General features: G+C 60.2%; 11 protein-coding genes and 1 CRISPR repeat array. All 11 genes read right to left on the reverse strand.

All coding sequences use genetic code 11. From position 1 onward, the window contains the following. A partial coding sequence (locus tag KP010_RS21870; protein WP_216281774.1) for an IS110 family transposase occupies window positions 1-486 on the reverse strand: 486 nt, incomplete at its 3' end. 433 nt (window positions 487-919) lie between these two features. Next, window positions 920-1150, reverse strand: a complete 231-nt coding sequence (locus KP010_RS21875) for a hypothetical protein (protein ID WP_216281776.1) — start codon at window positions 1148-1150, stop codon at window positions 920-922. Between the two features lie 24 nt (window positions 1151-1174). Continuing rightward, window positions 1175-5653, reverse strand: a complete 4479-nt coding sequence (locus KP010_RS21880) for an RHS repeat-associated core domain-containing protein (RefSeq protein WP_216281777.1) — start codon at window positions 5651-5653, stop codon at window positions 1175-1177. Window positions 5654-5878: 225 nt separating this feature from the next. Further along, window positions 5879-6226: an RHS repeat domain-containing protein gene (locus tag KP010_RS21885; protein ID WP_216281778.1), complete on the reverse strand. Its 348-nt coding sequence runs from the start codon at window positions 6224-6226 to the stop codon at window positions 5879-5881. A 242-nt stretch (window positions 6227-6468) separates the two neighbouring features. Then, on the reverse strand, window positions 6469-7374 hold the full coding sequence (locus tag KP010_RS21890; RefSeq protein ID WP_216281779.1) for a hypothetical protein: 906 nt from the start codon (window positions 7372-7374) through the stop codon (window positions 6469-6471). 288 nt (window positions 7375-7662) lie between these two features. Next, a CRISPR array of direct repeats spans window positions 7663-8741; the repeat unit is 29 nt; unit sequence CGGTTCATCCCCGCGCCTGCGGGGAACAC. A 90-nt stretch (window positions 8742-8831) separates the two neighbouring features. Beyond that, window positions 8832-9146, reverse strand: coding sequence for a type I-E CRISPR-associated endoribonuclease Cas2e (gene cas2e / locus KP010_RS21895; RefSeq protein ID WP_216281780.1), 315 nt, complete (start codon window positions 9144-9146; stop codon window positions 8832-8834). After that, on the reverse strand, window positions 9127-10095 hold the full coding sequence (gene cas1e, locus KP010_RS21900) for a type I-E CRISPR-associated endonuclease Cas1e (RefSeq protein WP_253203980.1): 969 nt from the start codon (window positions 10093-10095) through the stop codon (window positions 9127-9129). The genes cas2e and cas1e overlap by 20 nt, the downstream gene beginning before the upstream one ends. Further along, window positions 10092-10829 (reverse strand): type I-E CRISPR-associated protein Cas6/Cse3/CasE, encoded by a 738-nt coding sequence (cas6e, locus tag KP010_RS21905; RefSeq protein ID WP_216281781.1) that lies wholly within the window; start codon window positions 10827-10829, stop codon window positions 10092-10094. Before cas6e ends, cas1e begins: the two co-directional genes overlap by 4 nt. Continuing rightward, window positions 10826-11554 (reverse strand): type I-E CRISPR-associated protein Cas5/CasD, encoded by a 729-nt coding sequence (gene cas5e / locus KP010_RS21910; RefSeq protein ID WP_216281782.1) that lies wholly within the window; start codon window positions 11552-11554, stop codon window positions 10826-10828. The genes cas6e and cas5e overlap by 4 nt, the downstream gene beginning before the upstream one ends. Then, window positions 11554-12624, reverse strand: a complete 1071-nt coding sequence (gene cas7e, locus KP010_RS21915) for a type I-E CRISPR-associated protein Cas7/Cse4/CasC (RefSeq protein WP_216281783.1) — start codon at window positions 12622-12624, stop codon at window positions 11554-11556. The genes cas5e and cas7e overlap by 1 nt, the downstream gene beginning before the upstream one ends. A gap of 24 nt (window positions 12625-12648) precedes the next feature. After that, window positions 12649-13111: type I-E CRISPR-associated protein Cse2/CasB (gene casB, locus KP010_RS21920; protein WP_216281785.1), on the reverse strand; the 463-nt coding region annotated here is incomplete at its 5' end.

The raw sequence follows: 13111 nt of genomic DNA on the forward strand, positions 1-13111 counted from the left end.
AATGCCACCAATCGGACCCATCGCCCCGAGTCCTTGATTGAACTGCCAATCGACAAGTGCCCCCCGCAGCGCATTGATCGTCTGTGTTCGCTGACGAACCAAAAGATCGCGGGTCTTGAAGGCCATCGATGACGCCTGCTGGTCGATGCTCTTTACCGCCACGAACCGCATCGTTGGCCTTCCTGCCGCCTCTGCAATTGCCTCCGCGTCGGCTGCGTCGTTCTTTTGACGCTTGACGAAGGGTTTGACGTAGCTCGGCGCAATCAGGCGCACCTCGTGCCCGAGCGCCTGTATCGTGCGGCCCCAATGATGCGCGCCGGCGCAGGCTTCCATTGCCACACAGCATGGCGACAACGACGACAAAAACGACAGCAGCTTCGACCGAGAGAGCTTCTTGCGGAATGCAACCGATCCATCCGGCCGCGCGCCGTGAAGCTGAAAAACGTTCTTGGCCAAATCGATCCCGATGATGCTAACCTGTTCCATGGACGTCCCCTTCGTAGCGGCTGTTTTAACACCTCTACCTTGGCACATTCGATGCCGTCTGGGGGCGTCCACCCCATCGCTTACGTTGGAACGCTTACGTTGGAACGAATGGATCAGAGGCCATTGGCGCATCGAGAACGGCAGCCACTATGTGCGCGACGTGGCGTTCGCAGAGGACGCTTCGCGCATTCGCAAGAACCTAGACATCGTCGCGCGGCCCCGCTCCTTCGCCTATAATCTCCTGCGCGCCGATGGTTGCGACAACATCAAGAACGCCAGATGGCGCGCCGCTCTCGATATCCAAGTTGCCCTCGAAATAGCAGGGGTTCGTTAAGAACTGCACAGCCTTGGTGGGGCAACCCACGTCCCTACCGCGACCTTTCTACGGGCCCGGTGGGCGCGCATTGACTGAACGACGAGGTGCTGTACTTGTTCAAACTGTAATGAAGCCCTTCGGCCAATTATCCTTGTTTAGAGGACAGCGTGATATCTCAAATCCTTCAGGATAGTCACAAAAGCCAGGCTTGTCACGCAACCTTTGAATTGCGGCTTTTGCATCTGCCTCTGTGCGGTAAACACCGATAAACTTTGCTCGCTCGTCAATATCGTCACAGCTTAAATCAAGCGGTTCGAATACATGGAATAACACGTAAACGACGTCCATAGCGTTGTCTCCTTAGCGCCGCAATCAAGTTCTGTAGCGGTCCAGAAACCATTTTGGTATCCGAAAACTCCGATCGCCCCATTTTTGAATCTTATTATATTCGTATCCCGTCCCTTTTTCCCAATTACCGGGTCCGTATTCATCATCCATGAGCCGTTTGGCAAAGTCGCTTCCAGATTCGCCAATTCTCGGTCTTTGGCCCCGGCACCAACTTGGAACATCGGTGGCCCCTTCCTTGCCGCTCCGACCGGGCACGGGTTCTTTCGGCAAATCCAGTTCTGCCCGGCCGATTCTACCGCTTCTGACAAGTTCTCCGAGCCACGGCGGAATCCGTCCCAGCAGGATTTCCTGAAGACCGTCTGGATCAACATAAACGACCGGTGAGTTGCCAGCATATGTGTATAGATTCCAGCCTGTAGCGCCGGCTTCTCCGATCGGGTCGCGCGATAACCAGCGACCAACTGTTGAATTATAGGCTCTGAAATGCGTTAAAGAAAGCTCGCTGTCGGCGTTGTAAAGCATGCCTGCATAGCCGAAGTTCGCTAGCGGCAGCGTGACCTGCAGCGCATTGCCATACGGATCGAAACTGTACGTCGGAGCGTTGATCGCGCTTGTGAAAACGCGGCGCACCGAACCGATCTGATCGACACCGTAATAGTATGTCAGCGCAGGGGACCCGGGAACGAACTCGCCTTCATCGTAATACCCCCTCGTCGGCGAATTGCTCGCATTCCGAGCCTGACAGATTTGCGTGCCGCACCAGACATAGCCGGTGGCGACAGCGCTCCCGCCGCCCGCCGGCGTGCTGGCGATCGTCGTCCGCCGGCCGAACCCGTCATAGGCGAAAGCTGTCGCCTTTCCCGGCTGCCCCGGATAGGCGATGCCGACGAGCCGGCTCTCCGCATCCCAGCTATAGTTGCGCTGCCCGTCCGAGAGCAGATTGCCGTTCGCGTCATAGCTCAGCGACTGCCCGGACAGATTCGTCAGCTGGTTGAGGTTGTTGTAGCTCGCCGTCTGGCTCATCACGGAAGGATAGACAGGCGCGGCGTCGCTCGTCTCCGTGATCGAAGTGATGAAATTCTCCGGCGTCGTCGTGAACTGAAAATTCGAGAACTGGCTCGCCGACAGTCCCACGTTGTTGATGGCTGCGAGACGCCGGTCCCCGGAGTTGGGGAGATAGCTCCAGCTGGTCGAGAGCGTCGAGCCGAGCGGCAGAAGGCTGCGCTGGGTGATCTGGTCGGTCTGGCCGAGATAGCTCAGCGCGAAGGAGCCGAGGTCGCTCGCATGGCCGGTCAACCGCCCGATGGCGTCATATTGGAAGGTTTCGGCTCCAAAGCCGGAGACGGTTCGCGAGCTCCTCCGTCCGAGCGCGTCATAGGCGAAGTCGATCTGATAGGCGCAGCTCGATGCGCCGGTCGGAACGAAACATTCCTGTTGCAGCCGCAAGGCTCCGAAGGAGAAGCTGCCGGCGTAGCTATATCGCGTCGCGCCGTTGCCGTCTGTCATGGAGGCGACCCGCGGGAGATAGGGGTCATAGGAAAAGGCGACGTTCGGCGTCGGATTCACGGCGTTGGAATAGGCAACGCCCGTGAGGCGATTGTCATTCGCATAGGCGTATTGCTTGATCTGGCCGAGCGCATCGGTCACCGATTTCAATCGGCTCGTCGTCGTCTCATAGCTGTAGGAAACCATGCTGCTGTCGGCATATTGCTTGGATGCGAGCCGACCGCGGACGTCGTAGGTCCAGCTCGTGACATTGCCTTTCGCGTCGGTCAGGCTGGTGAGAGCGCCGGCGCCATTGTAGCCGAACAGCGTCTGCTCGCCGAGCGGATCGACGATTTTCGTGAGACGTCGGTTGGCGTCATGCGTGTAGATCCAAAGCCGGCCTTCGCGATCCTGGAAGGAAGCAAGATCGAGCTTGTCGTAGACATAGAGGTCCGCCGTTCCATCCGGATAGGTGATCTTGGTCACGCGATCGGCCGCGTCATAATCGTAGGTCGCGGTCCATCCTTCCGAGTCGGTGTAGGTCCTCACGCGTGCGTAGCCGTCGTAGGTGAAGCTTGCCGCCGTGGCACCGTTCGCATTGATGATCGTCGTCAGATTCCCGGTGGTGTCATATTGATAGCTGGTCGTTTCCCTCAGCGCATTCGTGGCGGAGGTCGGCTGTCCGGCGGCGTTGTATGTGTAGAAAGTGCTTTGTCCGGCGGCGTCCGTATAGACCAGAGGGCGGTGCTTGTCGTTGTAGGTGAATTGTGCGATGGGCGTGAGCACGCCTTTGGCCGTACTCTGAGCGATCGAGAGCAAATCGATGCCATTGGCCGCGTATGAGAATTGCGTGACGCGCCCGATGGGGTCGATTTGTTGCGTCAAGTTGAAGAACGAAGAGGCGTCGTATGAGAATTGCGTAAGCTGCGTCGAGCCGTCGTCGAGCACGCGGCCGATGGCGATCGGTTTGTTGTAGGACCCCGAAAAAACGCTGCTCGATTGCCCCGGGTAGGAGAACCAGACGCGGTTTTCGAGCGGTTCCTTGACGCTGTCGATGGTCGTCGACTTCAGGCTCGAATTCGGGACGTGGGTGAAGTGGCGGACCCTGGCTTTCGTGTAGTCGCAGCCGCCTGTCGGGGTACAGCCGGCCGAGACATATTGGTTTTTGTCCCAGTGAAAGCTGTTGCGATATTCGAGATATTGGTTGGTCGGAGTGACCGGCATTCCTTGCGGGATCGCCGAGGTTGGTTCGCTCCCGGGGATCGGCGCCGGCTCGAGCCATTCCTCGCGCTCACTGTAGCCGAGCGGATCGGTGATCTGCAGGAAGCGCGGCGGACCGGCCGTGGCTGCCGACGTGAAAGAGAAATTCGTCACGCCGTAGGGCGTGGTCAGGGAGTTGATGTACCACTCAGAATCATAGGTGACACTCGATGTGAGACCGATGACGTCGGTGATCGAAACCAGGCGATCGTAGGAGTCGTAATTCAGCTTGGCGGTGCGCCCGAAAGGGTCGGTAATGCCCGTGACCAGAAAGGGCCATCCTAGAGGATTGTAGCTGAAAGTTGTTTGTCGTCCCGCCGCGTCGGTCACCGACAAGAGCCGCATCTGGCCGTCATAGTCGAGCGTGAGAGCGTTTCCTTGCGGATCGATCACTTGGCTCAAGAAGACGCGCCGCGAAAAACTGAATTGACCGCTCTGCGGGCTCGCGTAGATTTGGGCGCTTCCGTCCGGGCGCAGGCGGCGATAGCGAATCGGATTCTGCGATTCGAGCGTCAGAATCGAGCCCTCGACAGTTTCGGCCGTGAACTGGCCTGTGTTGCCGCTGTAGCCTGTATAGTAATATTCTTCGCCACCCCCGTTGTAGCGAGAGACGTTTGCGCCCGGATCGGTCGGATCGTCGTGGATGTAGGTGAGCCAGTTCAGCGACCACTTCGGCCCGACATTGAAGAAGTTGAAGGTTGCGGGCAGGCTAGTGTCGCGCTGATTGTAAGAGATGATCGTTCGCGGGGAGGGGCCGACCGGAGGAGAATACCCGAGCGGGGTGTCGGACAGCGTCAGGCTAACCGCCGACTCCTTGATGTTGTAACGGCACATGCCTTCTGGGCAGCCATTTGGGTTCGCGTCTGGATCGCCGGCGTCGCCCGGCATGACCCCAGTCGTCGGACCTTTTCCCCAAATGTAGCTCGCCTCGCGATTGTCGACCGACCGCCATTCGTCGATCGCCGTGTTCGCCGGCACGAGATAGTAGCCACTGGCCTCTGCGTCGAGAGCCGCCTTGGTCATCCGAACCGAACGTCCCGGAAAGATGGGGTCGACTACGGTGAGGCGTCCGGCGCTTTCTCCGACGATCGCGGCGAAATGACCGACCTTCCAATGGACGACTGCCGTTTTCGGAATCGCTTCACCAGGCTTGCGAAAGATCAGCTTGAATGGAAATTTTGCCTTGTCGGCGAGCTGCCCGACTTCCTCGAGGCTAGTGCCGCCGGGCGGAGCCCGATACCACTGGAGAAAATCCACCTGCTCGGGCGTCGCGCCCAGCGACGTCAGGAGCGCCTTGAGGGCGGTCGGACCGCAATTGAAGAGGTGCCGCGGATCTTTTTCCGACAACCTCACGATATCGCGCGCCGTCTGCACTGCTTCCGTCGCCGAACCGGTTATCGGACGCTCGCCGATATCTTTGAACAGCGCGGAGACGTCGTCGATTTTGCCCAAGGCGGCGTAGAGGCGAATGAGTTGACCGACGGCGCCGTCGGTGAGCGCCTTGGCCCGCGGCTCGGTCGCATCTCTTCCCGAAACCCAGGCGCGTCGCCACGCGTCGAGAGCGCGAGAATAGTATCCGAAGTGGAGATTCGAATAACCGACGTTCGTCATGATCGACGTGGACCAACCCGAATTCGGATGCTCGGCCACGAATTGCGTCAGCGGTCCCACATCATCGGGTTCGCTTCGATTCTCATAAGCGACGATCGCTTGCGCGAGCGCGAGGTTTTCGGCTGTCGACGTCGGCGCCGTGCTCACCAATGCTTCCGGGAAATGGACCGATCCGATGAGCGTGTCGACTTCGTGAGGATCGGAAGGAGCGCTCGCTCGTACCGGGTTCGCCAGACAAGAAACGTCGGGGAGCAGTGTCGCGAGGACGCTCACGGCGAGGGCGAGGCAAATCGACCGAATTCGGGTGTTCATTTACGATCCCTCTGCTGAGAGGTTGTCCGCTACCGTGATGCTGCGCCGAAGTGCCTCTCGTTATGGCGCTGTCCAATTGAAGCAGCCGAATGGGGCTGCCCCCCAAGTCGGCGGGCCAACGGGAGCGATTATCGAACTGATCACAGTGCGATTACCGTTGGCGTCGTAAGAATAAGTGAGGCATACGCCATTTTCATAAGCGGCTGAGGTCAACCGTCCAAGCCGATCGTAGCTATAAATAATCATTGCTTCTGCGACGAGGCAGCCTTCAGAAAGAAAAATAAAAACAAAAGTACATAATCGCGCAATGGCGCGACAGTTAAGCCTGAAGGCTTTTAGTTTTACGAGCGAGATGCCAAAAGCAGGCGCTTTAACGCCGACCACCGCGAAGATCGAATGGCTTATCATTGCACGATTCCTCACAAAACTCGAAAAATCTTTCGCCAAATGCCCTGAGGTTTGGGTGTCGTGACGTCTCCGCTAGAAAGACAGACAAACAGGACAAGCCTTCCATTCGGCCCATTCGCGCGGCCGCGGGGAAAGCGGGATAGCCGGACGGGTATTATTAGCCATTGTGCTCGTGGCATCTCAAACCTGAGAAATGTCGCCGCTTCTCTTTGACGACGCGATGTCGATCATAATTGCGGCGCCTAATGAGAAATGCCGTAGAGACGGACCTTGCCCGCGCTTATTAGCCCGCTCGAGGGGGAAACTCGGAAAGCGTTCACTGGCGAAGTGTTTTTGTATCTAATCGAGCCGATGCTGTTATAAAAATTTCCATCAGTTTTGAGAGCCGCCGAGTGCAGCGTAAGGAATTTGTAATTTGAGCCGAGCGGATTGTAAAATTCTACTCTACCATTTACTGAATTTCCTATAGAATTAGAGTATCCGTGCAATATATATGTGTAATTTCCGCCGCTCAATCCCGCATTACTTGAAAAGCTTCCTTGATTTGTTTGATATATAGCGGTGTCATAATTCGGGCCGACGTCCCAAGAGGCGCCATTGTCTGTCGAGAATAACATCTGAAGGCGCGTTGCGTCATCGCTTAGTGACACGTCAACAAATTCTATAATATAAGTGTCGTACGCTCCGGTAATAAGACTTGTAAAATCCAGAACAGATGAACTCGATGCGGACTGCGATCCGAGTAGAACCAAGGCTCCGCCGCCACCGCCGCCGCTGGAAGCGCTAACTACTCGCCCTTTTGCATCGACAGTGATATTCGCACTAGTGTATGATCCCGCCGTAACACCACTATTTGACAATGACGTAACCGAGCTGCCCGACGTGGTGACGTCCCCCGACAAATCGCCGGCTGTTATCGTGCTCTGGCCGGCAAAAATTGGAATACTTCCGGTCGGCGGCGCCCCTGCTGCTGTAACAGCATTGCCTGCGCAATTGGCAACTGCATTGAGATCAGCCATAACGGCATTTGCGTCAGCAACCTGCCCATTAGTCAGCATATGCGGAAGTGCTGGGCAAGCTGCCATAGCGTTGCCGCTGCCTACTGGCAATAGAGAGACGAGGAAAATAAAGGCATGTTTGAGGCGCATGCGAAACCTTCCTAAAAACAACGAATTTCATACGCTTTTACATTTTATTGTTAAGCTTGTCCAGAGGCTGCAGGGGCGATGTCACGTTAACCGGCAAGTAGGTCGCGGCGGGCCATTTTGGGCATCATGAATCCACCGACCTCGAGCTACAAGCGCCATCGCTTCCCACCGCAGATCATCGCCCACGCCGTCTGGCTCTAGAGCCAATTTTGGATGCCGACTGGCTGCGGGCTCCGGGCTCCCCTGCGAGGAACACGAAAACGGCGACGGGCTGCAACGCCACCTCACCGGTTCATCCCCGCGCCCGCGGGGAACACGCTCCGATCACGAATTCAGAGTCCGCATACGCCGGTTCATCCCCGCGCCTGCGGGGAACACTGAACTTCGGGACTGATTCGCGCCTGACGTGTCGGTTCATCCCCGCGCCTGCGGGGAACACCCGGCAAACTTCGCTGGGGTCCGGGCTACATCCGGTTCATCCCCGCGCCTGCGGGGAACACATCTCGGTTTCGAATTGGACGGCGATCCGCAGCGGTTCATCCCCGCGCCTGCGGGGAACACCCTGCGTCGCGAAGTCATCGGGCTATTCGCCGCGGTTCATCCCCGCGCCTGCGGGGAACACGAATAGGCGCCATATTGCACGGCCGTCTCGACCGGTTCATCCCCGCGCCTGCGGGGAACACATGGCCGCTCGTGAGCTCGACGCTCACATTCTCGGTTCATCCCCGCGCCTGCGGGGAACACAATAGGAAATCGCTGCTCGCGGTGACTGCCCACGGTTCATCCCCGCGCCTGCGGGGAACACTGCGATCGAGGCGCGGGCCGAGACGAGCGACACGGTTCATCCCCGCGCCTGCGGGGAACACGAATTCCGCGGGCCGATCCATGCTGTCACCGGCGGTTCATCCCCGCGCCTGCGGGGAACACTCGACCACTTCCGGCGTCGCGCTGAGAACGACCGGTTCATCCCCGCGCCTGCGGGGAACACTGATGAGATTGTCCTCGATCCCCTGTAACGAGCGGTTCATCCCCGCGCCTGCGGGGAACACTCCGACGCGGCAATAAGCAGTTTCATCTCGGCCGGTTCATCCCCGCGCCTGCGGGGAACACCTGATCCGGCATGACGAAGGGCAGTGATCCTTCGGTTCATCCCCGCGCCTGCGGGGAACACATCGGCCGCCGACCGCTCGGAGCCGCCGCTCTCGGTTCATCCCCGCGGTTCATCCCCGCGCCTGCGGGGAACACGGCCGTCGCTCGCTTTTGCAGCCGCGTCGCCTCGGTTCATCCCCGCGCCTGCGGGGAACACGGCGCCGCGCGGCAGATTGACCAGCTCCGGGCCGGTTCATCCCCGCGCCTGCGGGGAACACTCTTGCCAGAAGGCATTGAATCTCATTCTTCTTCACGATATCAAACAGCGCACCGGCGTTGATGCTATGTTCCGCTGCTCATCTCCCCCTTCACCGACGCCTTGGCGCAGCCGGCGGCGGGGCGCCGGGCTCCTGAACAAATTGCATTAGTGTGAAGCCGTCGAGATCAACGGGTATTCGCCGATTTTGGCCACAGGTTTCGATGACGAAGCCAGCGTCATTGGGCGCGGCGTAGGCCATTACCGCATTTCCTTCGCCGATGGCACCTTCCACGTCCGCCCATATCATCTCGCGGGTACGGCGAGAATAGACGCCGACATACACGCCGGCGCGCGCCTCGATCAGCCAGACTGCCAGGCGACCGCGCAGACGCGGCGGCGCATTCTCAACCACGATGACCAGCATCGCCCGATTGCTCCTTCTCGATAAAAGCAGGACCGACCGAGTCTTGCGGCGCCGGCGGCCTTTCGACGCCGCCGGCAGCCAACACCTCCTCGATCGCTGGGATGATGCGCGTCAGCAGATCGGCGCGCCGAAAGTTGTCGCGGCAGGCGCGGCGCACAGCGCGGGCGGGCTCATCGCGCAGCGTTCCCTTGGCCGCTTTTCCTGCGATCTCGAATGCGATCGGCACGACCGTTTCGAATTTGAACAAATCGGCAACATCGTAAACGAAGGACAGCGGCTTGCCAGTGTGCAGAAAGCCGATCGCCGGCGCATAGCCAGCGGCGAGCACCGCTGCTTCCGCGAGCCCATGCAGGCAGGCGGTCGCGGCTGACACGCAGCGGTTCGGAATGTCTGACACGTCCCATTGCGAGGGATCATAATCACGCCGGCGCCAATTTACCCCGTGCTGCTGCGCGAGCAGCTCATAGATGCGCTTCACACGGGCCCCTCCGACTCCACGAAGTTGGTCCACGGAGCGTCGCTCTGGGGCATCCTCCTGAAAGCGCATCTGAAACATTTTCCGCACGACTTTCAGCCGAAGATCCTCGGCCAAGGCGAGCTTGGCCTGATACAAAAGGCGATCGGCGCGAGCGCCGCCTGGTTGACCTGCGGAATAGAGCCTTACGCCGGCTTCTCCGACGAAAACAATAAGCGTTCCTGAGCGCGCCGCCAACGCCGCTGCGGCATGTGACAGCCGTGTTCCCGGCTCGAGCATCAGGCAGACAAATCCGCCGACTGGAATCTGCGTGCGCACGCCCGTGGCGTCGACGACGACGAAGGCCCCGTCGAGCACGTCGATCTGTCCATATTCAATGAAGATAATCGACGAGCGATCCTTGATCGGGATCGGGCGCGGCGGCGCTAGACCGGGCATTCCGTCGCGCGGGTCCTTTTCCGCGGGCTCGTTCATCGCACCCGCCGAATCAGCATGAGTCCACAACCGAACGCGCGGGCGCGCCCGAAACCGCGCGCCAGACTTTCGAGGAATAGCTCTGGTTCCACGATGGTGAGACATCCGTCGAACGAGAGGATAGAAGCAGAGATCGTCTGCTTGCCGCGGGCAGTGCGCGCCCGAACCGGATCGCGGTCGATCTCGATCTGATCATAGCCGTCGATCTTCAGCGCATCTGTCGCTGAAATCGCGAATCCCGTCCGCGCGCCCTGGCTTTCGAGCCAGCGTCGGCCTTCCTCTTCGATGATCTGCGGTCGCCTCTCCGTGCGCTCCCCGCTCGGAATTGTCGCGAGCGCGTGCATCACGACATCGTCACGTCGCCGAACCTTCTTGCCGTCGACGACGCGCCAATGCGTCACGGCCGGATTGGCGAGCAGCGAGAAGCCGAGCCGGTCGCCTTTTGCGAGAGCGGGCGCGAACTCTTTCGTCTCGACGTCGAAGAGCGGCGAGGCCCGATCGGGAGGACGACGTGACAGAATGAGGAAGCAGGCCCGCGTCGTCGGCGCGCCGCGATCCTCGCGGCGAAACAGAAAGTCGCGCGTCGCGTCTCGATCCTCGGCGAACAGCGACCAGACGAGCCGATGATCGACTTGTGATCTCGCGGCGGGATCGGTCGGCGCGAGCACTGGCGCGAGCGACTCTAGGCTCGGGACGCTTCTCAATGTGGCACGGGAGAGATAGAGCGGCGTCATGGCGCGGCGTCCCCTATCGCTGTGACGACGTGCTCGTCGCGCAGGTCGAAGCTCCAGAGTTCACGATCCAGCACGACATCTCGGCGCATTTCGACGCGGGCGGCGCTTCCTCGAGCAAGACCCGTGAAATAGTCGTCGAATGCGATTTCGCCGCCGCGTTCGAAATAATGTGCGTAGTCCTCCGGACGCTTCCGGCGCCGATCATAATCGACGAACGCATCCTCCAGCGCCTCCACCTCGACAAGGAGCGGATCGGGCGGCAGTCCGAGCGGACAGGACTTTCGGCCGAGATAGAGTGTGAAGGCGGGCTTTTGTAGCGCTTCCGCCAAGGTGTCGAGAGGGAACAGGCTCTGCTCCAGAGCGCCGCACGCGATGGTGAAGGCGCAATCGGCGCGATAATCGCGACGCGAGAGAATGGTGTTGCGTTCGCCCGCAAGCTCGTCGCGCCGTGTCGCCCATGTCTTGCCTTTGCGTGCCGGCGGCGTCTGCGCGGTGTGATAGTCGGCGATCAGCGGACCGAGGCGGTCGCGGCGCGAGGCGAAGGCGAGCCCGGCGGCGAAATCGGCTTGGCGCGGGTCCGCCCGCTCGAGGCCGAGCGCTGCACCGAGAAGGCCCGCGAGCGCGGAATGGCTCGGCCGCACTCCCGTCTCGCGCCGCTCGCCGACGGCGACGCCGCCGAAAGAGCCGAGCGGCGCCACGAGCTGAAAGAGCAGGAGTTTCTGCATTACAGCGCCTCGCTGGCGAAGGCGACGATGTCGGCGAGCGACCCCACGCCGGTCAGCGCGTTCATCCTTCGCTCGGAAACGCCTTCGTCTCCATAGACGGCGGCGAAATTCTCCCGCGTCTCTACGAGCTTTTCGATCGAAGCGTTCAGAAAATCCGTCTCTTTCACGACATTGTCGATCGGTTGCAGAAAGGCGCCGGCCAGCGTGCGCGGCGCCGCGTCGCCGCGTTCGGCCAGAATGAAATGCGCGCGCGCAAAGCTGGCGAAGCTCGCCGATTTGCCGCGTGGCCCGATGGTGGCGCTCGCGCGGATCAGCGCCTCGATTGCCTTTTTCGCTACCTCGGCGTCGCCGCAGAGGTTTTTCAACAGCAGCGCCCGATCGATGTTGATGTAGAGATAGAACACGCCCGCGCCGAAGCCGGTCTCGCCGATGAAGCCGGCGCCAGCGTCTTCCGCCTTCGTCTTGAGATCGTCGACCGCGGTGTAATAATCATCATCAACGACGACCTTGTGCGTGGTGACGGCATGCGCCACCTGCACCGCCGCCTCACGATTGAAATCCGGGCTATCGGCGAGCATGCGTCCGAACATAGCGATGTCGGCCGCCGTGTCGGTCTTGCGCAAGAGGGCTTCCGCGAGAGCTTTTTTTTCCTCAGCGGCGCGTTCTCCCGAGGCGCGGGCGTCGGCATAGGCGAGCGCGGCCTCGCGCTCCTCGGGTGCGATAAAGGCGAGCTGTTCCGTGAATTCAGGGTTGGGATCGTTCTCGCCTTTCACCTTGCCAAAGGCCGAGGCGACCTCGCGGGCGATTGCCATGGCTTTACCGGCATCGAGCTTGTCGCGCAAATGATCGAGAACCACCGAACCAATCCGCTGCGTGCGCTCGCCGAGATGCTGCGCGAGTACGTCATGCGCGATGTCGCTCGTGCGCCAGGCGCGCTTTAGAGCCTGGCTGGACACGCGCAGCCGCGTGACGCCGCCGATGATCGCGGTCTTGGGTTTGCCCGTGTCATCGCGGTTGAGGTTCGACGGCGGATAAAAGGTCAGCAGATGCAGTTGGACGAACCGATTCATGATCGTGCCTCTCGATATAAAAATTTAGGCCTCGACGGGTCGCGTCTCGGTTGTCGAGCCCGGCCGCTCGCCGGCGCCGTAATAATCGAAGACGAGATCGCGCCGCGTCTTGCCGTCGTCGAATAGGATGATGAGTCTTGCGATGTCGCGGACATTCGCAGCAAACCCGGCGATGGCGATCGCGCGTCGAAACGACGCCGCGATCTCGTCTTCCTGTGTTGCCTCCAGCAGGCGTTTGAAGCGCAGAAGCGACAGCTTTGCGGACTGCTCGTCGTCGATTTTCTCACGCCCGATGCTTCGGCCGAAACGCAGTCGATCATCGTCGCGAATCGTGGCCAGGACGGAAGCGAGCGTCGCGACGCGCGGAAGCCGCGCCTTCGGGGCTCCGAGCGCATGAAACAATTGCAGCGTCGCCTCCTCGCACATGGCCTCGGTGTCGATTTCCGTCGAGATTTGACCCAGGATTTCCATTGAGAAGTGACCCGGG

The sequence above is a fragment of the Methylosinus sp. KRF6 genome, from assembly GCF_018887255.1.
GTDB classification, from domain to species: domain Bacteria; phylum Pseudomonadota; class Alphaproteobacteria; order Rhizobiales; family Beijerinckiaceae; genus Methylosinus; species Methylosinus sporium.

Coding starts and splice junctions, on each gene's coding strand:
- KP010_RS21890 (WP_216281779.1), bottom strand. CDS start 7,374: ATGCGCCTCAAACATGCCTTTATTTTCCTCGTCTCTCTATTGCCAGTA.
- KP010_RS21885 (WP_216281778.1), bottom strand. CDS start 6,226: ATGATAAGCCATTCGATCTTCGCGGTGGTCGGCGTTAAAGCGCCTGCT.
- KP010_RS21875 (WP_216281776.1), bottom strand. CDS start 1,150: ATGGACGTCGTTTACGTGTTATTCCATGTATTCGAACCGCTTGATTTA.
- cas2e (WP_216281780.1), bottom strand. CDS start 9,146: ATGCTGGTCATCGTGGTTGAGAATGCGCCGCCGCGTCTGCGCGGTCGC.
- cas1e (WP_253203980.1), bottom strand. CDS start 10,095: ATGAACGAGCCCGCGGAAAAGGACCCGCGCGACGGAATGCCCGGTCTA.
- cas6e (WP_216281781.1), bottom strand. CDS start 10,829: ATGACGCCGCTCTATCTCTCCCGTGCCACATTGAGAAGCGTCCCGAGC.
- cas5e (WP_216281782.1), bottom strand. CDS start 11,554: ATGCAGAAACTCCTGCTCTTTCAGCTCGTGGCGCCGCTCGGCTCTTTC.
- cas7e (WP_216281783.1), bottom strand. CDS start 12,624: ATGAATCGGTTCGTCCAACTGCATCTGCTGACCTTTTATCCGCCGTCG.